Genomic DNA, 20,248 nt, shown 5'->3' with positions numbered 1-20,248 from the left:
TCAGGAGCCCGAGCCGCGGACCGCCGCCTCCTTCGTCGCGTGCGCCACGTCCCGGTCGTGCGACAGCGCCGCGGCGACCTCGAGCCGGCCCTTGCGCGGCCGGCCGAACCAGGACGCCGCCGCGGCGATCACGCTGGCGATGATCGCGAACCAGAACGCCACGTGCAGGCCGTCGGCGAACGGCTGGGTCAACAGGCTCGGGAAGAAGCTGTGCCCGGTGAGGAAGCTCGCCTGGTCCGGCGACAGGTGGCTCACCGAACCGCCGAGCAGTTGCTGGATCGGGTTGTAGCCGAGGAACGCCGCGAACAGCACGCCTACCGCGGGCAGGTGGGCGATCTGGTCCGCCTGCGCCACCGACACACCGTGCGCCTCGAGCCCGCCGCTCAGCGTCCCCGGGAGCGAGGTGCTCAGGCCGGCGATGATCAGGCTGAAGAAGATCCCGATCGACAGCACCATCGCCGCGTTCTGGAACGTCGCGTTCATGCCGGCGCCGGCACCGCGGGCGTTGCTGGGCAGGCTGCTCATCACCTCGGACCGGTTCGGCGCGGTGAACATGCCCATGCCGATCCCGTTGACCAGCAGCAGCGCGGCGAACGCCGGGTAGGAGAAGTTGACCGGCAGCACGGTCAGTGCGTAGAACGTCAGCGCGGTGATGATCATCCCGCCGGTGGTGAGGAACCGCGCGCCGCGGCGGTCGGACAGGATCCCGGACAGCGGAGCGGAGATCAGGAACCCGGCGGTCATCGGCAGCATGTAGATCCCGGCCCACAGCGGGGTCTGCTCGTAGCTGTAGCCGTGCTGCGGCAGCCAGATCCCCTGCAGCCAGATGATCAGGATGAACTGCAGCCCGCCGCGGCCGAGCGAGGCCATGAGGTTGGCGAGGTTGCCCAGGCTGTACACCCGGATCCGGAACAGCGACAGGTTGAACAGCGGGTTGGCCACCCGCGTCTCGATGACCCCGAACAGCACCAGCACCAGCAGGCCGCCGATCAGCGCGCCGAGCACCCACGGGCTGGTCCAGCCCATCGTGTGGCCGCCGTAGGGCTGCAGGCCGTAGGTGATCGCGACCATCACCGCGATCAGGCCGGCCGCGAAGGTGATGTTGCCGGCCCAGTCCATCTTCGCGTGCTGGCGCTCGGAGGTGTCGTGCAGCTTGAGGTAGGCCCAGATCGTGCCGATCACGCCGAAGGGCACGGACACGAGGAAGACCCAGTGCCAGTCGATCGGCGCGAGCACGCCGCCGACGACGAGCCCGAGGAACGAGCCGGCGATCGCGGCGACGCCGTTGATGCCGAGCGCGAGACCGCGCTGGTTGGCCGGGAACGCGTCGGTGAGGATCGCGCTGGAGTTGGCCATCAGGAACGCGCCGCCGATGCCCTGGATCACCCGCCAGCCGATCAGCCACAGCGCCCCGGCGTCCCCGCTCATCCACGTGACCGCGAGCAGGATCGACGAGACCGTGAAGATCAGGAAGCCGAGGTTGTACATCCGCGAACGGCCGTACATGTCCCCCAGCCGGCCGAAGCTCACCACCAGTACCGCGGTGACGATCAGGAAGCCCATGATCATCCACAGCAGGTAGCTGGTGTTGCCCGGGTCGAGCGGGTTGATCCCGATGCCCTTGAACACGTCCGGCAGCGCGATAAGCACGATCGAGGAGTTGATCGTGGCGATCAGCATGCCGAGCGTCGTGTTGGACAGCGCGATCCATTTGTAGTGCGGGCCTAGCTCTTCCAGTGACCGCAACCGCGACAAGATCGAAACGCCCCCTTCGACAAGGTTCCTTAGCAAGGCTAACTCGAAGTAGTTCACACTGCTAAGGACCCGTGTCGAATCCCACTGGAGCCGCGGTCGACCTCAGCCCTTCAGGTCGGGAAAGTCCTCTTCGCGGTACTCCCCCGCCACCGTGGCCGCCGGGTCGCCGTGGACCTCGTGCTCCCGGCCGCGCAGCTCGACCCGGCGGATCTTGCCCGAGATCGTCTTCGGCAGGTCGGCGAACTCCAGCCGGCGGATCCGCTTGTACGGCGCGAGCTGCTCGCGGGCGAACGCGAGGATCGACCGCGCGGTGTCCGCCGACGCCTCGTGCCCCGCGGCCAGCACCACGTACGCCTTCGGCACGGCCAGCCGGATCGGGTCCGGCGACGGGACGACCGCGGCCTCGGCCACCGCCTCGTGCTCGATCAGCACGCTCTCGAGCTCGAACGGCGAGATCCGGTAGTCCGACGCCTTGAACACGTCGTCGGCCCGGCCGACGTAGGTGATGTAGCCGTCCGCGTCCCGGGAACCGACGTCACCCGTGTGGTAGAAGCCGTCGCGCATGGCCTCGTCGGTGCGCTCGTCGTCGTCCGCGTAGCCGACCATCAGCCCCACCGGCCGCCGGGACAGGTCGATGCAGAGCTCCCCCTCGTCGCTCGGCACCCCCGACGCGTCGACGAGCGCGATGCCGAAGCCGGGCAGCGCGCGCCCCATCGACCCCGGCCTCACCGGCTGGCCCGGCGTGTTCGCGACCAGTACCGACGTCTCGGTCTGGCCGAAGCCGTCGCGGATCGTGACGTTCCACGCCTTCGAGACCTGCTCGATGACCTCGGGGTTGAGCGGCTCACCCGCGCCGACGACCTTGGCCGGCGGCACCTGGAGCTGGGTGAGGTCGGCCTGGATCAGCATCCGCCATACCGTTGGCGGCGCGCAGAAGGAGGTGACGCCGCACCGGTCCATCTGGGACATCAGGGCGGCGGGGTCGAAGCGCGGGTAGTTGTAGATGAACACCGTCGACTCGGCGTTCCACGGCGCGAACACGTTGCTCCACGCGTGCTTGGCCCAGCCCGGCGAGGAGATGTTGAGGTGCACGTCGCCGGGCTCGAGGCCGATCCAGTACATAGTGGACAGATGGCCGACCGGGTAGGACACGTGGGTGTGCCGCACCAGCTTCGGGCGCGCGGTCGTGCCGGAGGTGAAGTACAGCAGCAGCGTGTCGTCCGCCCGGGTGGGGCCGTCGGGGGTGAAGTCCGCCGACGCGCCCTCGGTGTCGGCGAAGTCCAGCCAGCCCTCGACCGGCTCGCCGACGGCGATCCTCGTGTAGGCCCCGGGCACGTCGGCGAACTTGGCCGTGTCCTCGGACCGGACCACGACGTGCGCCGCCCGGCCGCGGTCCACCCGGTCGCGCAGGTCGGCCGCGCCGAGCAGGGTCGACGCGGGGATCAGCACCACGCCGAGCTTCATCGCGGCGAGGATCACCTGCCACAGCTCACCCTGGTTGCCCAGCATGAGAATCAGCCGGTCGCCGCGCCGGACACCCGCCGCGCGCAACCAGTTCGCCACCTGGTTGGACCGCCGGGACAGGTCGGCGAAGGTCCACTTCTGCTCCGAGCCGTCCTCCTCGACGATCCACAACGCGAGCCGGCTGGCGGTCGGCTCACTCGCCGCGACGACGTCGAACCAGTCGAGCGCCCAGTTGAACTCGGTCAGGCTCGGCCAGTCGAACTCCGCCGTCGCCCGGTGGTAGTCCTCCCGGTAGTCGAGGAGGAAGTCCCGCGCCGCCCGGAAATTGGCTGTGTCCATTGTTCGCTCCGCTCCTCCGCTACTCGCCGTCTTCCTCCGTGCGATGCCCGCCGCTGGCTGTGTCTGATGGTTCGCTCCGCTCACTGTGTTGAATTGTTCGCTCCGCTTCTCCGCTACTCGCCGTCTTCCTCCGTGCGATGCCCGGCGCTGACGCGCCCGCGCTTCCTGTATTGGATGGTTCGCTTCGCTTCTCCGCTACTCGCCGTCTTCCCTCCTCGCGTGCTCGGCGCTGACGCGCCTGCGCGCGCTCGTCAGTCCAGACGGCGAACGCTCCGTCGCTCCCGCTCACGCGTCCAGACGGCGAACGCTCCGTCGCTCCCGCTCACGGGCCAGCCGGCGAACGCTCGATCACTCCGCTCACAGGGCTTTGAGCTCCTCGGTGATGTCGTGCACCGAGGACTCCGCGTCGCCGAACAGGAGGCTGGTGCGGGGGTCGAAGTAGAGTTCGTTGTCGACGCCGGCGAAGCCTGGGCGCATGGAGCGCTTCAGCACGATCACCGAGCGGCTCTCGTCGACGTTGAGGATCGGCATGCCGTAGATCGGGGAGGTGGGGTCGGTGCGCGCGGCCGGGTTCGTCACGTCGTTCGCGCCGATGACCAGGGTGACGTCGGTTCTGGCGAACTCGCCGTTGATCGAGTCCATCTCGCGCAGGTGCTCGTACGGCACGTCGGCCTCGGCCAGCAGCACGTTCATGTGGCCCGGCATCCGGCCGGCCACCGGGTGGATCGCGTAGTACACCGCCACGCCCTTGGTCTCCAGCAGGCCGGTCAGCTGGCGCACCGCGTGCTGGGCCTGCGCGACCGCGAGCCCGTAGCCAGGCACCACGATCACCTGGCGGGCGAACGCCAGCTGGATCGCGGCGTCCGCGGCGCTGGTGCGGCGCACCGCCCGGTCGCCGGCCTCGACGGTGCCGCCGCCGGACCCGTTGCCGCCGAACCCGCCGGCGACGATCGCCGGGATGGACCGGTTCATCGCCTTGGCCATCAGGTTCGTCAGGATCGACCCGGACGCGCCGACGATCATGCCCGCGACGATCAGCGCGGTGTTGTCCAGCGCCAGCCCCATCGCCGCGGCGGACAGCCCGGTGGCGGCGTTGAGCAGCGAGATCACCACCGGCATGTCCGCGCCGCCGATCGGCAGCACCACCACCACCCCGAGCACCGACGATGTGAGGAGCAGGCCGGCCATCAGCGGTTCCGCCTGGCCACCGGCGACGATGACGCCGCCGAACGTCACCGCGGCCAGCGCCGTCACCAGGTTCAGCGGCTGCTGCAGCCGGCCGACGCTGATCGGCCGGCCGGGCAGGATCTCCTGCAGCTTGCCGAACGCGACCGTGGACCCCCAGAACGACGCCGAGCCGACGATCGCCGCGAACAGCGACGCCACCGCGACGTACTCCGGCTGGTGGGAGAAACCCTCGCTGTCGCGGAACTCCACCCACGCGATCAACGCGATCGCCCCGCCGCCGACGCCGTTGAACAACGCCACCATCTGCGGCACCGCGGTCATCCGGACCTTGCGCGCGGCCGGCACGCCCACCGCCGTGCCGATGGCGACGCCGAGCAGGATCAGCCACCAGTTCCCGAGCCCCGGCGTGAGCAGCGTCGCGCCGACCGCGACCGCCATGCCGAGCGCGGCGAGCTTGTTGCCGCGCACCGCGGTGTGCGGGCCGGTGAGGCCCATGAGGCCGTAGATGAACAGCGCGAACGCGACGATGTAGAGGCTCTGGATGAACGCCTCGTCGTGGATCCAGGTCACTTCTTGACGTCCCGGTCCTTGAACATCCCCAGCATCCGGTCGGTGACGAGGAACCCGCCGACCACGTTGATGGTGCCGAACGCGATGGCCACCACCAGCAGGATCTTGTTCAGCACGCCGTCCGCGCCCTGCCCGAGCACGATGAACCCGCCGAGCACCACGATGCCGTGGATGGCGTTCGTGCCGGACATCAGCGGGGTGTGCAGCGTGTTCGGGACCTTGGAGATCACCGCGAAGCCGACGAAGCCGGCCAACACCAGCACCGCCAGGTTCTGCACCAACATCGAATGCTCCTTCGCCGTTGAAGAAGGGACCGGGCTCAGACCAGCGGCGGCACCATCGCCTCGATGAGGTGCGGGCCGGGCTCGGCGAGGGCCTTCGCGAACTGGTCGGCCAGCTCCTCCGCGGTCGTCGCGCGGCTGGCCGGCACGCCCATGCCCTGCGCGAGCGCGACGAAGTCCAGGTCCGGGCCGGACAGGTCGAGGAGCTGGCTCGCCTTCGGGCCCGTCTCCTCGGCGCCGACCCGGGCCAGCTCCATCCGCAGGATCGCGTAGGCGCGGTTGTTCAGCAGCACCGTGGTGACGTCGAGGCCCTCGCGCGCCATCGTCCACAGCGCGGACACCGTGTACATCGCGCTGCCGTCGGCCTGCAGGCACACGACCGGGCGGTCCGGGCTGGCGACCGCGGCGCCGACCGCGACCGGCAGGCCCTGGCCGATCGCGCCGCCGGTGATCGTCAGCACGTCGTGTCGCGGGGCGCCGGCGGTGGTCATCGGGATCATCACGCCGGACGTGTTGGCCTCGTCGGACACGATCGCGCCCTCGGGCAGCAGCGCGCCGATGACCTCGGTCCAGTTCTGCGGGGTCAGCGCGCCGCTGGGCAGGCCGGGCCGGACGGGCTCCTGCAGCACGGGCCTGGTGTCCGCGGCGACCTCGTCGGCCAGGTGCTCCAACGCACCCGTGCCGTCCTCGCCGAGCACCGACAACACGTGCACCTGGCAGCCGTCCGGCACGAGCTCGCTGGGCTTGCCCGGGTAGGCGAAGAACGACACCGGCGACTTGGCGCCCACGAGCACCAGGTGCTTGACGTCGGAGAGCTGCCACTGGACCTGCTCGGCGAGGTAGCCGAGCCGCTCGACGTTGGGCAGGCCCGCGCCGCGCTCGATACGGGCCGGGAACGTCTCGGCGAACAGCTTCACCCCGGTGGCCACGGCGATCCGGCTCGCGGCGACCAGCCCGCGCTCGCGGGTGGTGCCGTGGCCGAGCAGCAGCACGGTGGGCTCGCCGCTACGCACGACCGAGGCGAGCTGCGCGACCCGGTCGTCGTCGACCGGGACCGCGGCGGGCGCCTCGACCTGCTCGCCGACCACGCCGCCCTCGGACCAGGACACGTCCGCGGGCAGCACGAGGTTGGCGAGCTGGCCAGGCTGGGCGAGCGACGCGGCGATCGCGGCGGCCGCGTCCGCGCCGACCTCCTCGGGCGCCTTGGACGTGCGGGACCAGCCGTGCAGCCAGCCGGTCAGCGCGTCGATGTCGGACTCCAGCGGCGCGTCGAAGCCCTTGTGGTAGCGGGCGTGGTCGCCGATGACGTTGATGATCGGGGTGTGCGCGCGGCGGGCGTTGTGCAGGTTGGCGAGGCCGTTGGCCATGCCCGGGCCGAGGTGCAGCAGCGTGACCGCGGGCCGCTCGGCCATCCGGCCGTAGCCGTCGGCCGCGCCGGTGACGGCCCCTTCGAACAGGCCCAGCACCGCACGCATCTCGGGCACCGCGTCGAGCGCGGCGACGAAGTGCATCTCGGAGGTGCCGGGGTTGGCGAAGCAGACGTCGACGCCGCCGTCGACGAGGGTCCGCAGCAGCGCCTGGGCGCCGTTCATCGTCACTTCTTTCTCGTCCCCTCAGTCGAACAGCACGCCGGGGTTGAGGATGCCCTTCGGGTCGAACGCGTGCTTGATGCGCCGCATCAGCTCGACCTTGTTGGGGTCCTCCAGCTCCAGGAAGTGCCGCTTCTTCTCGTGCCCGATGCCGTGCTCGCCGGAGATCGCCCCGCCGAGGGACATGCCGGTGGCGAACAGCTCGTGCAGGACCTTGTGCCGCACGTCGGGGTCCTTCTGGAACACCGCGAGGTGCACGTTGCCGTCGCCGGCGTGCCCGCAGCCGACGACCAGCGTCTGGTGGCCCTGCGCGATCTCCAGCACCTTGGCGAAGAAGTCGGGCAGCGCCGCACGCGGCAGCACGGTGTCGATGATGTCGTCGGCACCCGCGCCCCTGGCGGTGAAGAACGCCCGCTCGCGGGCCTCGATGAGCTTGCGGGCGGCCGGGCCGGGCAGCACGTAGGTGTCGAGCGAGCCGAGCTCGCCGAGCAGCACGCCGACCGCCTCGACGTCCTGGTCGAGCCGCTCGGGCGCGTTGTTCTCCAGCATCACCACGAGGTAGGCCTGCGCGGTGTCGCGGATCTGGTCCGGGATGCCGAGCTGCAGGCCGGAGGTGTAGGTGATCGCGCCCATCGTGAGCGCGTCGATGTACTCCAGGATCAGCGGGCCGATGCCGCTGCCGACGACCTTGGGCACCCCGCGGGCGACCGACTCGAGGTCGGGGAACGGCGCGAGGACCGTGGCCTGGTGGGTGAGCCTGGGCTGGAGCTTGAGGACGGCCTCGGTGACGAGCGCGAGCGTGCCCTCGGAGCCGACGATCAGCTGGGTGAGGTCGTAGCCGGTGCTGGCCTTGACGAACTTGCCGCCGGTGCGGATGACCTCGCCGGTGGGCAGCACCGCCTGCAGGCCGAGGACGTGGTGGCGGGTGACGCCGTACTTGATCGCGCGCATGCCGCCGGCGTTGGTGTTGACGTTGCCGCCGAGGCTCGCGGACAGCTCGCCCGGGTAGACCGGGTAGACCATGCCGACCTCGGCGGTGCGTGCCTCGAGCTCGGTGAGCGTGACCCCGGGCTGGACGACCGCGACGTGGTTGTCGGTGTCGATCTCGAGGATCTCGTTCATCCGCTCGAAGGACACGAGGAGGCCGTCGGCGCGCGGGGTGGCCGCGCCGGACAGGCCCGTGCCGCTGCCGCGCGCGGTGACCGGGGTGCCGGTCTCCGCGGCGAGGGTGAGGATGGCGGCGACCTCCTCGGCGCCGGCCGGGCGCACGACGTGCGCGGGCCGGGTCGGCTCGACGGTCAGTGTCTCGTCGTGGGTGTAGTCCTCCCCGATGGCGTCGCCGGAGAGCACGTGCTCCGCGCCGACGATCTCCCCGAGCCTGGCCTCGATGTCCGCCATTGGACTCCTTCCCTTTCGTGCGCTGTCAACCATAGTTCGCCGATCATCGCGGCGACACGTCCCGCGCCGGCACGTCGCCGGGCACCGGCCGGCCGAGGACGACGGCGGCGCCCAGCGCGGCGAGCGCGGGTGCCATCTGGATGCCGTAGCCGCCCTGCCCGGCGAAGAACACGAAGCCGGGGTGGTCCGGCCACGCGCCGACCACGGGCGCGCGGTCGGCGACGAACGAGCGCAGCCCCGCCCACGCCGTGTGGACCGAGCGCAGGCGCAGCGTCGTGGCCGCGTTGATGCGCTCGATGGCGAGCGCGACGTCGAGCTCGTCGGGCTTGGCGTCGCACGGCTCGCTCGGGGTCTCGTCGGCCGGGGAGATCAGCAGGTGCCGGCCCTCGGGGCGGAAGTAGAACCGGTCGGCGGCGTCCGCGACGAGCGGCCAGGCCGGGTCGGCCGGCACCGCGCCGGAGGCGAGCGCGAGCGTGCGGCGCATGGGGCGCAGGCCGATCGCCGGCACGCCGGCCTTGTCGGCGAGCTCGTCGGCCCACGCGCCGGCGGCGTTCACCACGACCTCGGCCCGGACCTCGTCCTCGCCCACGTCGGCGCGCCAGCCCCTGCCGTCCCGGCGCAGCGCGGTGACCGGGCCGGTGGTGCGGACGGTGCCGCCGCGGGCCCGCAGACCGCGCACGTAGCCGTGGTGCAGGGCCATCACGTCGATGTCGCTCGCCGTGTCGTCCCACCCGGCGGCGCGCACGTCGTGCAGGACCGGGCACAGCTCGCGGGCCCGCCGCGGCGACACCGGCTCCGCGGGCAGGGCCGCGAGGTGCTCGACCCCGTCGTCGTCGATCGCGATCCACAGTGACCCGTGCGGGGTGAGCAGCGGTGGGGTGTCCAGCTCGGTCTCCAGCGCCCGGTAGCGCGGCCCGCTCGCGACGGTCAGCGCGCGCACGATGGGGCCGCCGTAGCTGGGCGCGTAGATCGCGGCGGAGCGGCCGGTCGTGTGCTCGGCGAGGCTCGGCTCGGCCTCGGTGAGGAGGACGCTCGCGTGTGCGGCGAGCTCGTAGGCGATCGACACGCCGGCCATGCCGCCGCCGATCACGAGGACGTCAACCATGCCTCGCAGCCTAATTCGGTTGCCCAGCGACTTACCGTGGGTCGTATGGCCGCTTCGATAAGGCTGCGCCGTCGCTGACAGCGGCGGTCTCCTAGCTCGCGTCTCGCGCTGACCCCTCTGCCGGGTCCGGCCGTCGCTGTCTCCACGCACCCCTTTCCCACTTCGTGCCTGGAGCCTTCCGTGCCTACCCAGCGACGGCCGCGTGCCGTCCGTCCGACCTCGTCCGGTGTCCACCTCCTGTCGTGCCCGCGGGTGGTCCACGGGCTCGTCCGCGGCTCCGGCGTCGGCGCCGGCGACCTCGTGATCGACTTCGGCGCCGGCCCGGGGACGATCACCGCCCCACTGGCCGGCACCGGTTCCCGCGTCCTGGCCGTGGAACGCGACGAGGCGTTCGTCCGGGCGCTGCGCCGCCGCTTCGACGGGAGTCCCCACGTCCGGGTGGTGCACGACGACCTGCGCGTGGTTCGCCTGCCCCGGCGGGACTTCGCGGTGGTCGCGAGCATCCCGTTCGCCGTGTCGACGCCACTGCTGCGCCGCCTGCTGACCCCGGTCCCGGGCCGCCTCGCGCTCGCCGAGGTCGTGGTCGAGTGGGGCCTGGCGCGGCGGCTGACCGCGCGCCGCCCGCGTGACCTCGAGACCGCGTGGTGGGCGGCCCGGTTCGACCTGCGCCTGGTGCGCCGTATCCCGGCCCGGTGCTTCACCCCCGCGCCGGCCGTGGACGCGGCCCACCTGTCGATCCGCCGGCGGTCCGGTGTGGACACCCGGGCGCAGGCGATCCTGTGGCCCCTGCTGGACGCCGTCCACCGCCGCCCGACCGCCCAGGCCCGCCACGTCCTGGGCGACCTGGTGACCCACCGGCTCGCCCACCGCCTGCTCCGCGACCACGACACGGACCCGGCCCAGCCGGCCGCGGAGGTCCACATCCGACACTGGACGACGGTGGCGATCACGTTGGCCGCCAACGGGTCGATCAGCCCGCCCCGGCTGCCCCGCTCGCTCCGCGAATGAGGCGGCTCAGGGCGTCCAGTGCGGGTCGCGGCCGCTCAGGCCCAGGACACGGTCCAGCAGCGGCGCCGACTCCGGCACGGCCACCTCCGCGCCGAACGCGCCCATCTCCCGTCCCTGCGGACCCATCGCCGCCGTCATCTCGTGGGCCGTCTCCAGGACCGCCGGGTCGGTGGCCAGCTCCTGGCCCGTCGCGCGGGCGAGGTCCCAGCCGTGCACCACCAGCTCGCCGACCATCATCATGCCGATCATCCGGGCGGGCATCGAGCCTCCCGCGAGACCGGTGTTGCCCTCGGTCGCACCGGGCTCGGCCCACGCGGCGACCGCCTTGTCCAGCTGGGACGCCAGCGTCTCGGCCCAGTCGCCGCGGGTGAGGTCGGTCTGCTCGGTGATCGGGTCGTCCGCCGGCGCGGTCTGCTTGCGCGCGGCCAGCTCGGAGCGGAACGCGGACCAGAACATCAGGTGGTTCACCAGCGCCCGGACATCCCATTCCGGGCACGGCGTCGGCTCGTCGAGCTGCGCGGGCGCGACGTCGCGGGCGACCTCGACCGCCGCGGCAGCGGCCCTTGCCATCATCTCGTGCAGTTCCATGTCCCGGACGCTATGCGCCCCGCGACCAGCGGCACTTGTACGAACGCGACATCCTAGGATCGGCCGCATGAACCACGTGCTCGACGACGACCCCGACCGGATCGACGTGGACGTCGTGTGGCAGTTCATGTCCACTCAGGCCTACTGGGGCCGCTGGCGCGACCGGGGCCAGGTCGAGCGCCAGCTCGCCGGGTCCTGGCGGGTCGTCGGGGCCTACCGGGCCGACACGGGCGCCATGGTCGGGTTCGCCCGCGCGGTGTCGGACGGTGTGGCGCTCGCCTACCTCGCCGACGTGTTCGTGCTCGACGAGGCACGCGGCGCGGGCATCGGCAAGGCCCTCGTCAAGGCGATGATCGACGACGGGCCGGGCGCGGAGTTCCGCTGGATGCTGCACACCGCCGACGCGCACGAGCTCTACCGCCGGTTCGGGTTCCACGAGCCCGACACCACCTACCTCGAGCGCCCCGGCAAGAACGCGCCCATCAGCGAGTGACGACCGGCCGCTCGGCACCGTGCCGTCGAGGCCGACATCATCGCCGTGGTTCCAGGAACGGCGTGAGCAGTCCCGGTACGGCGTCGGCCGCGAGGCGCAGGCCCTCGGCCTCGCCGACGTCGCGGACCAGGTACTCGCCGTTGTTCGCGGCGGTCGTCGCGGCGAGCGTCAGCAGGCCGGCGCGGCGCTGGAACGGCGAGCTGCGGATCGTCCAGCCGATGATGCCGCCGCGCACCAGCGCGACCGTGTGCCGGCTGCCGGCGCCGTACCGGGTCACCAGGTAGTCGCCGGACAGGCCGTGGCCGAGGTTGCGGTAGTCGTCCATCGCCAGCGCGATCGCGATCGGCAACAGGACCACCGCGGCGATCCACGCCAGGTGCAGCAGCACCACCGTGAGCAGCGCCCCCAGCAACGCCGGCACCGCCACCACCGCGGCCACGCCGAACACCGCCCAGCGCAGCCGCCGGGCACGCGCGGCGGGCGGGTGCGCCTGAATGTCCACATCGGACAATGCAGAAGCGCCGAGCACCTCGGCCGCCACCCGCTGGGCGATCCCGATCGGCGCGGCCGGGAGCAGGGTCTTCGGGTCGGACTTCTCGTTGTCGGACGCGGCCCGCAGCCCGGTGGCGACCACGTCGACCCGGGCGGCGCCGAGCACGCGCGCGCCGAGCGCCTCGAACACGTCCACCCCGCGCAGCCTGCGGTGCTCCAGCGACAGCGACCGGGTGGTGAACAGTCCTCTGTGGACGCGCAGGGTCCCCTTCTCGCGGGTGAGCCGGTAGCGCCACCACATCTCCACGAACAGCCCCAGCGACCCCACGAACCCGACCACCAGCCCGACCGCGACGAGCACGGCGACCAGCCCGACCAGCGGCAGGCCGCCGAACAGGTCGCGGACCGTCGAGAACACCGCGCCCTGCAGGTTGAACCAGTCCGAGGCCTGCATCACCGCGCCGAACGCGGCCGCGCCGAGGATCGGCGTGGTCACCGAGATCGGCGCGTACCGCAGCCAGGCCCAGTCGAGCTCGGCGATCGGCCGGCCGGCCGCCGGCGCGACCGGGGCCGAGGCCGGGTCCTCGTGGTCCAGCAGCACCCGGCGCAGCTCCTCCGCGTGCGCCCGGCTCACCGGGTCGAGCGTGAGCTGGCTCTGCTGCCCGGTGGCCTGCTGCCCCGTGCCGATCTTGACCTTGGTGAGCCCGAACGCCCGCAGCAGCGGGTTGGCGGTCAGGTCGACCGTGCGCACCCGCTCCCGCGGGATGGACCGCAGCTTGTGCAGCACCCAGGCGTACCGCAGCTCGACCCGCTCGTCGGTGACCCGGTAGCTCGTGTGCCGCCAGCGCACCCGGTCGGCGAGCGCGCTCACCCCGGTGAGCACGACGACCCCGCCGAGCGCGATCAGCAGCACCGGACCGGCCGCGTCGCCGCCACGCAGCATGCCGAGCACGATCGGCGTCGCGATCGACACGCCGAGCCCGGCCATGGTCAGCGCGGTGACCACGACCGTGCGCGGATGCAGCCGCTGCCAGTCCGCGCCCGGCCGCACCGGAACTGTGTTGGATGGTTCGTTCCGCTGAACGTGTTGGATTGTTCGCTCCGCTCCTCCGCTACTCACCGTCTTCCCTCCTCACGTGCTCGGCGCTGGCGCGCCCGCGCTCCTGTGCTGGATGGTTCGCTCCGCTCCTCCGCTACTCGCCGTCTTCCCTCCTCACGTGCTCGGCCCTGACGCGCCTGCGCGCGCTCGTCAGTCCAGACGGCGAACGCTCCGGCGCTCCCGCTCACGCGTCCAGACGGCGAACGCTCCGGCGCTCCCGCTCACTGTCCGGACGGCGAACGCTCCGGCTCCCGCTCACGTGGCGTCTCCGCGGTTGGCCTGGGTCGTCTCGGTCAGCCGTTCCACCAGGTCGGCGGCCAGCTCGTGGTCCAGCCCCTGGATCTTGAGCGGCCCGGCCGCCGACGCCGTCGTGACCGTGACGCTCGCCAGCCGGAACAGCTGCTCGAGCGGTCCCCGCGCGGTGTCCACGGTCTGGATCCGGGACATCGGCGCGATCCGCCACTCCTGCCACAGCCAGCCGGTGCGCGTGTAGACGGCGTCCTCGGTGACCTCCCAGCGATGCACCCGGTAGCGCCAGAACGGCACGACGATCCCGTACGGCACGCCGATGACCAGCACGACACCCATCGCGAGCAGCAGCCACGGCCGGGCGGGCGTGATGAAGACCGCCAGCACGGCCAGGACGGCCGCCGGGACCAGCGCGGACAGCAGCTCGTTGGTGAGCCAGTAGCCCACCGCCCGCCGCTCGACCTGGTTGCGTGGCGGCCGCAGCCGCACCACCTCGTGCACCCTGTTCTCCTCCCCCACTCGGTTTCCCGGGACGGTAGGCGGGACGCGTGTGCGCCCGCGTCGGCCCGAAGAACGACTCCGCTCGTCATTCCCTTGGTTGACACCGCTCGGCTATCTTGCCGACCCATGAAGCGTGTGTTGTCGATTGTCCTGCTCGTCCTGGCCGCGCTGGTGGTGGCACCGACCGGCACCGCGGGCGCGGACCCGCTGTCGTGGCGGCTCACCCCGACCGGGACCGACGCGCAGCTGCGCGGCCTGTCCGTGATCAGCCGGCAGGTCGCCTGGGCCAGCGGCGCCCGCGGCACCGTGCTGCGGACGCTGGACGGCGGCCGGACCTGGGCGCGGGTGGGCCCGCCCGGCACCGCGAACCTCGACTTCCGCGACATCGAGGCGTTCGACGCGCGGACCGCGGTGGCGCTGTCGATCGGCAACGGCGAGGACTCGCGGATCTACCGGACCACCGACGGCGGCGCCACGTGGACCGAGACGTTCCGCAACACCGAGGCCGCCGCGTTCTACGACTGCGTCGCGTTCTTCGACGAGCGCAACGGGCTCGTCGCCGGCGACCCGGTGGACGGCCACTTCCGCATACTGTCCACTTCGGACGGCGGCCGGTCGTGGCGGCTGGTGCCGGACGAGGGTGTCCCGCCCGCGCTCGACGGCGAGTTCGAGTTCTCCGCCAGCGGCCAGTGCGTCACCGTGGCGGGCAGGCGCGACGCCTGGATCGCCACCGGCGGCGCGACCACCGCCCGCGTGCTGCACTCCGCCGACCGCGGCCACACGTGGACGGCGAGCGACACGCCGCTCGCGGGCGGTTCGAGCGCGGGCGTGTTCGCGGTCGCGTTCCGCACCCCGCGGCAGGGCATCGCGATCGGCGGCGACTACCGCGACCCCACCGGCGGCGACCACAACCTGGCGCTGACCACCGACGCCGGCCGCACCTGGCGCGAGCCCGTGAACTCGCCGCGGGGCTACCGGTCCGCCGTGGTCTACCACCCGTTCCTCGGCTCGCTGCTCATCGCGGTGGGCCCGACCGGCAGCGACGTGAGCGTCGACGGCGGCCGCCGCTGGACGCAGTTCGACGACGGCACGTTCGACTCGGTGGACTGCGGCCGGGACGGCGCCTGCTGGGCCTCCGGCGCCCAGGGCCGGGTGGCCACCTTGCACCTCGGCTGAGCGAAGCATCCGCACGCGACGGCGCCGGGAGTCCGATGTGGACTCCCGGCGCCTTCGTCGTCCGGTCAGGTCAGCGACGTTCGCCTTCCGTGACGCGCTCCGGCTCCACCGAGGGCTCGGCGGACTCGAGGCCGGTCGAGCCGGCCACCGGCTCGATGGGCGCCGGGCCGACCTTGCCGCGCGGCAGGAACAGGGTCGGCACGAACGCGACCGCCAGCAGCACCAGTGCCCACACGAACGTCGTGGCGTAGGCATCGGCCATCGGCGGGGCCAGGATCGACCGCACCTGCTCCGGCAGGTCCTGCATGGACGTCATCGCCGGGGGCTTGGTGCCCGGCGGCTGCGACGCCGCGATCTCGGCCAGCACCGGCGCCAGCCGGGCCTTGGTCTCGTTGAACAGGATCACCGACAGCATCGCGGTACCGATGGACGCGGCCACCTGCTGGATGATGTTCAGGCTGGTCGACGCGCGGGCCACGTTCTCCGGCTTGAGCGTCTTCAGCGCGATCGACATGATCGGCATCATCGTCATGCCCATGCCGAGGCCCATCACGAACAGCGCGATGCCGATCGTCCAGTACGACGTGTCCGCGCCCAGCTGGGTGAACACCACCATCGAGCCGACGATGACCAGCAGCCCGAGCTGCACCAGCCGGGCCGCGCCGCCGCGGTCCACGATCTGGCCGGCGATCGGCATCGCGATCATCGCCCCGATGCCCTGCGGGGCCAGCAGCAAGCCCGCCGACAGCGCGCCCTCGAACCGCACCTGCTGGAAGTACAGCGGGAACAGCAGCATGGCGCCGAAGAAGGCGACGACGAACAACACCATCGTTATCGATGCCACCGAGAACCCACGGTCCCGGAACAGCTTCAGGTCGATCAACGCGTTCGGCGTCCGAGCGGCGTGCCAGATGAACGCCGCCACGAGGATCGCACCGCCGATCGCGGGCAGGTACACCTCGGGAGACCCGAAGCCCTCGTGCGAGGGCACCTGCGCCAGGCCGTAGATCAGCGCGGCCAGCCCCGGCGAGAGCAGCGCCAGGCCGAGCACGTCGAGCTTCTGCGTCGGCTGCGGCTCGTCCTTGTCCAGGATCTTGGCACCGAGGATCAGCGAGATGATGCCGACCGGCACGTTGATGAAGAAGATCCACCGCCACGACACGTCATCGACGAGCCAGCCGCCGAGGATGGGGCCGACGATCGGGCCCATCAGCATCGGCACGCCGAGCACGGCCATCACCCGGCCGACCCGCTCGGGCCCGGCCGCCCTGGTGAGGATCGTCATGCCGAGCGGCATCAGCATGCCGCCACCGAGGCCCTGCAGGACCCGGAACATGATCAAGGACTCGGTCGACCAGGCGGTGCCGGCCGCCGCGGAGCCGAGCATGAACAGGAACACCGCGGTGAGGTAGATCCGCTTGGTGCCGAACCGGTCAGCGGCCCAGCCGCTGAGCGGGATGACCGTGGCGAGCGCCAGCGTGTAGCCGGTGGCGACCCATTGCATCTGGTCGAGCGTCGTGTGGAACTCGATGATCAGCCGGTCGAGCGCGACGTTGACCACGGTGATGTCGAGCATCGCCATGATCGCGCCGAGGACGACCACCCCGCCGATCGAGAGGACCCTTCGGTCGAGTTTCTCCGACGCGTGCGTCGCCGCCCCCGCGGCGGACGTCGGAGATTGTGGTTCCGTCAAAGCTTTCCCCTTGCCTAGCAGGCGGTTGATGTTGTCGGTTGGTCCCCCCGAGCGAGAATCGGCGCCAATGCCTCGGAGAGTTGCTCTCGCTCGCGGTCGCTGAGCGACTCGACACACTCGCGGACGGCCGCATGGTGCGCGTGCACGAACCCGGCCACCAGCTCGCGGCCGTGCTCGGACAGGCTCACCCGCTTGACCCTGCGGTCCTGCTCGTCCTCCCTGCGCGTGACCATGCCGGCCCGGGTGAGCGCCTGCACGGCGCGACCCGCGGTCGCCATGGACAGCCCTAGATGTTCCGCGAGCTCGTGGACGGCCAGTTCCTCCTGGCAGTCGGCGAGCACGAACATGGCACGCAGTTGGGAGAATGACAGGTCGAGACCGCGCGCGACACCCAATATGTGGGCCTCGCCGCTCTTCTTCAGGTGCGACAGGAAACCCATCACGTCATCGGTCACCGACTCGACCGAGGACGCGGTTAGTTTCACGGGTGCAATCATCTCACCGACGAAACTAACTGCAAGTGACTGTGACCGGCGACTCAGTCCGCCTCCCCGGGATTAAAAGTGTGCGTTGCGTCCCAGCGAATAGTGCGGGTATCGAGGTGGGTGGTGGCTGGGTGCCGTCACGGTCCCCTGAGGTTGCGGTAGTCGGCGCAGTCGGCGCAGCACTTCATACGGTGATCTACGAGACAGGCCTTATACCGAAGTCGGTGACGGATAGCGACGAGCGACGGTCTGCTCACTCGCCGCACCCGGCTGCCGGTCCGCCGTACCCGTGAGTAGACACAACGAAACCCAGCCGGGGCGCGGCGGGGTCGGTGGGGCGCGGCAGAATGCACAACCGTGACAACGACCGCCACACCTGCCTCCGTGTTCCTGCGCATCGCCGAGGAGCTCAGCGTCGCCGAGCGTCAGGTGCGCTCGGCCGTGGAGCTGCTCGACGGCGGGTCGACCGTGCCGTTCATCGCCCGCTACCGCAAGGAAGTCACCGGCGAGCTCGACGACGCGCAGCTGCGCACGCTCGAGGAACGCCTGCGCTACCTGCGTGAGCTGGAGGAGCGCCGCGCGGCCGTGCTCGAGTCGATCAAGAGCCAGGGCAAGCTCGACGACGCGCTCGCCGGGCAGATCATGGCCGCCGACTCCAAGGCCCGGCTCGAGGACATCTACCTGCCCTACAAGCCCAAGCGGCGCACCAAGGCCCAGATCGCCCGCGAGGCCGGCCTCGAGCCGCTCGCCGACGGGCTGCTCGGCGACCCCGACACCGACCCGCAGGCCGCCGCCGCGGTCTTCACCGACGCGGCCACAGGCGCGGAGAACGGCATCGCCGACGCGCAGGCCGCGCTCGACGGCGCCCGGGCCATCCTCGTCGAGCGGTTCGGCGAGGACGCCGACCTCATCGGCACCCTGCGCGAGCGCATGTGGGGCCAGGGCCGCCTCGTCGCCAAGGTCCGCGACGGCAAGCAGGAGGCCGGCGCCAAGTTCGCCGACTACTTCGACTTCTCCGAGCCGTTCACCAAGCTCCCCAGCCACCGGATCCTCGCGATGTTCCGCGGCGAGAAGGAGGAGATGCTCGAGCTCAGCCTCGAGCCGCACGCCGACAGCGACGACTCAGGCGAGCAGCCACCCGGCCCGTCGGACTACGAGGCGATGATCGCGTCCAGGTTCGGCGTCGACGACCGGGGCCGCCCGGCCGACCGCTGGCTCGGCGACACCGTCCGCTGGGCCTGGCGCACCCGCATCCTCGTCCACCTCGGCATCGACCTGCGCACCCGGCTGCGCCAGGCCGCCGAGGACGAGGCCGTCCGGGTCTTCGCCGCCAACCTGCGGGACCTGCTGCTCGCCGCGCCGGCCGGCACCCGCGCCACCATGGGCCTCGACCCGGGGCTGCGCACCGGCGTCAAGGTCGCCATCGTCGACGCCACCGGCAAGGTCGTCGCCACCGACACCATCTACCCGCACGTGCCGGCAAGGCGCTGGGACGATGCGCTGGTCACCCTTCATCGCCTGGCCCGCCAGCACGACGTGGACCTCATCGCCATCGGCAACGGCACCGCGTCCCGCGAGACCGACAAGCTCGCCGCCGAGCTGCTGACCAAGGCGCCGGAGCTCAAGCTCACCAAGGTGATGGTGTCCGAGGCGGGCGCGTCGGTGTACTCGGCGTCGGCCTACGCCTCGCAGGAGCTGCCGTCGCTGGACGTGTCGCTGCGGGGCGCGGTCTCGATCGCGCGCCGGCTGCAGGACCCGCTGGCCGAGCTGGTCAAGATCGACCCCAAGTCCATCGGCGTCGGGCAGTACCAGCACGACATCTCCGAGGTGAAGCTGTCTCGCTCGCTCGACGCGGTGGTCGAGGACTGTGTGAACGGCGTCGGCGTCGACCTCAACACCGCGTCCGTGCCGCTGCTCACCCGGGTGTCGGGCATCGGCACGGCGCTGGCCGCCAACATCGTGGCGCACCGCGACGCCAACGGGCCGTTCCGCTCGCGCACCGCGCTCAAGGGCGTGCCCAAGCTCGGGCCCAAGGCGTTCGAGCAGTGCGCGGGCTTCCTGCGCATCCCGGGCGGCGACGACCCGCTCGACTCGTCCAGCGTGCACCCGGAGTCCTACCCGGTGGTGCGCCGGATCGTCGCGGCCACCGGCGGTGAGCTGGCCACCCTGATCGGCAACACGAAGGTGCTGAGGTCCCTGGCGCCGCAGCAGTTCGTCGACGAGATGTTCGGGCTGCCCACGGTCACCGACATCCTGCTCGAGCTGGACAAGCCGGGCCGCGACCCGCGGCCGGCGTTCAAGACGGCCACCTTCGACGACGCCGTGCACACGCTCAACGACCTGAAGGTGGGCATGGTGCTGGAGGGCGTGGTCACGAACGTGGCCGCGTTCGGCGCGTTCATCGACATCGGCGTGCACTGCGACGGGCTCGCGCACGTGTCGCAGCTGTCCCGCACCTTCGTCAAGGACCCGCGCGAGGTCGTGAAGTCCGGCGACATCGTGCGGGCCAAGGTGCTCGAGGTCGACATTCCGCGCAAGCGCGTCTCGCTCACCCTGCGCCTCGAGGAGGAGACGGCCCCGCCCCGTGGCGACCGGGGCCAGCAGCGCGGTCAGCAGCAGGGGCAGCAACGCGGCGGCGGGCAGAAGGGCGGCGGCCAGCAGCGGCGCGGCCAGCAGCGCCAGGACGCGGGCGGCGGGGCCATGGCCGAGGCGTTGCGCAAGGCCGGGTACCGCCCCAACTGATTTGACCTGGAGCGCGCACCAACTCGTAGCGTC

General features: G+C 71.7%; 16 protein-coding genes. 4 read left to right on the top strand and 12 right to left on the bottom strand.

Annotation, left to right across the window (positions count from 1 at the left end; genetic code table 11):
• The 7 genes from VGD70_RS28390 to VGD70_RS28360 all read right to left on the bottom strand — a co-directional run bounded on the left by VGD70_RS28390 (position 1) and on the right by VGD70_RS28360 (position 9,689).
• Positions 1 to 1,755, bottom strand: coding sequence for an MFS transporter (locus VGD70_RS28390; RefSeq protein ID WP_414638081.1), 1,755 nt, complete (start codon positions 1,753 to 1,755; stop codon positions 1 to 3).
• Positions 1,756 to 1,857: 102 nt separating this feature from the next.
• A complete protein-coding gene (locus VGD70_RS28385; RefSeq protein ID WP_331086650.1) occupies positions 1,858 to 3,558 on the bottom strand; it encodes an AMP-binding protein in 1,701 nt (566 codons plus the stop codon).
• 357 nt (positions 3,559 to 3,915) lie between these two features.
• On the bottom strand, positions 3,916 to 5,241 hold the full coding sequence (locus tag VGD70_RS28380) for an NAD(P)(+) transhydrogenase (Re/Si-specific) subunit beta (protein ID WP_414638082.1): 1,326 nt from the start codon (positions 5,239 to 5,241) through the stop codon (positions 3,916 to 3,918).
• 71 nt (positions 5,242 to 5,312) lie between these two features.
• Positions 5,313 to 5,600, bottom strand: coding sequence for an NAD(P) transhydrogenase subunit alpha (locus VGD70_RS28375; protein WP_331086646.1), 288 nt, complete (start codon positions 5,598 to 5,600; stop codon positions 5,313 to 5,315).
• Between the two features lie 35 nt (positions 5,601 to 5,635).
• Positions 5,636 to 7,189, bottom strand: a complete 1,554-nt coding sequence (locus VGD70_RS28370) for an acetolactate synthase large subunit (protein ID WP_331086644.1) — start codon at positions 7,187 to 7,189, stop codon at positions 5,636 to 5,638.
• A 21-nt stretch (positions 7,190 to 7,210) separates the two neighbouring features.
• On the bottom strand, positions 7,211 to 8,584 hold the full coding sequence (locus VGD70_RS28365; protein ID WP_331086642.1) for an FAD-binding oxidoreductase: 1,374 nt from the start codon (positions 8,582 to 8,584) through the stop codon (positions 7,211 to 7,213).
• A 43-nt stretch (positions 8,585 to 8,627) separates the two neighbouring features.
• Positions 8,628 to 9,689, bottom strand: coding sequence for an FAD-dependent oxidoreductase (locus VGD70_RS28360; protein ID WP_331086640.1), 1,062 nt, complete (start codon positions 9,687 to 9,689; stop codon positions 8,628 to 8,630).
• A gap of 180 nt (positions 9,690 to 9,869) precedes the next feature.
• On the opposite strand from VGD70_RS28360, the gene VGD70_RS28355 reads away from it, so the two are divergent.
• The gene (locus VGD70_RS28355) at positions 9,870 to 10,697 is read left to right on the top strand and encodes an rRNA adenine N(6)-methyltransferase family protein (RefSeq protein WP_331086638.1); all 828 of its coding nucleotides are present in this window, start codon (positions 9,870 to 9,872) and stop codon (positions 10,695 to 10,697) included.
• 6 nt (positions 10,698 to 10,703) lie between these two features.
• Here VGD70_RS28355 and VGD70_RS28350 read toward each other — a convergent pair whose 3' ends face one another.
• The gene (locus VGD70_RS28350) at positions 10,704 to 11,285 is read right to left on the bottom strand and encodes a TIGR03086 family metal-binding protein (RefSeq protein WP_331086636.1); all 582 of its coding nucleotides are present in this window, start codon (positions 11,283 to 11,285) and stop codon (positions 10,704 to 10,706) included.
• Between the two features lie 67 nt (positions 11,286 to 11,352).
• On the opposite strand from VGD70_RS28350, the gene VGD70_RS28345 reads away from it, so the two are divergent.
• Positions 11,353 to 11,778, top strand: a complete 426-nt coding sequence (locus tag VGD70_RS28345; RefSeq protein WP_331086634.1) for a GNAT family N-acetyltransferase — start codon at positions 11,353 to 11,355, stop codon at positions 11,776 to 11,778.
• 37 nt (positions 11,779 to 11,815) lie between these two features.
• Here VGD70_RS28345 and VGD70_RS28340 read toward each other — a convergent pair whose 3' ends face one another.
• Positions 11,816 to 13,321: a PH domain-containing protein gene (locus VGD70_RS28340; protein WP_331086632.1), complete on the bottom strand. Its 1,506-nt coding sequence runs from the start codon at positions 13,319 to 13,321 to the stop codon at positions 11,816 to 11,818.
• 303 nt (positions 13,322 to 13,624) lie between these two features.
• Positions 13,625 to 14,110, bottom strand: coding sequence for a PH domain-containing protein (locus VGD70_RS28335; protein ID WP_331086673.1), 486 nt, complete (start codon positions 14,108 to 14,110; stop codon positions 13,625 to 13,627).
• A gap of 135 nt (positions 14,111 to 14,245) precedes the next feature.
• Between VGD70_RS28335 and VGD70_RS28330 the strand changes: the two genes are divergently transcribed.
• Positions 14,246 to 15,295: an oxidoreductase gene (locus tag VGD70_RS28330; RefSeq protein ID WP_331086630.1), complete on the top strand. Its 1,050-nt coding sequence runs from the start codon at positions 14,246 to 14,248 to the stop codon at positions 15,293 to 15,295.
• A gap of 70 nt (positions 15,296 to 15,365) precedes the next feature.
• On the opposite strand, the gene VGD70_RS28325 is transcribed toward VGD70_RS28330, so the two are convergent.
• Positions 15,366 to 16,898: a DHA2 family efflux MFS transporter permease subunit gene (locus tag VGD70_RS28325; protein WP_331086628.1), complete on the bottom strand. Its 1,533-nt coding sequence runs from the start codon at positions 16,896 to 16,898 to the stop codon at positions 15,366 to 15,368.
• A 104-nt stretch (positions 16,899 to 17,002) separates the two neighbouring features.
• Positions 17,003 to 17,443 (bottom strand): MarR family winged helix-turn-helix transcriptional regulator, encoded by a 441-nt coding sequence (locus VGD70_RS28320; protein WP_331086626.1) that lies wholly within the window; start codon positions 17,441 to 17,443, stop codon positions 17,003 to 17,005.
• Positions 17,444 to 17,830: 387 nt separating this feature from the next.
• Between VGD70_RS28320 and VGD70_RS28315 the strand changes: the two genes are divergently transcribed.
• Complete coding sequence (locus VGD70_RS28315) at positions 17,831 to 20,215, top strand: Tex family protein (RefSeq protein WP_331086624.1); 2,385 nt, start codon at positions 17,831 to 17,833, stop codon at positions 20,213 to 20,215.
• The last annotated feature ends 33 nt before the right edge of the window (positions 20,216 to 20,248 follow it).

The organism is Actinophytocola sp. (genome assembly GCF_036402745.1).
Taxonomy (GTDB): domain Bacteria; phylum Actinomycetota; class Actinomycetes; order Mycobacteriales; family Pseudonocardiaceae; genus Actinophytocola.
This window is presented reverse-complemented; position numbering and strand designations above follow the sequence as displayed.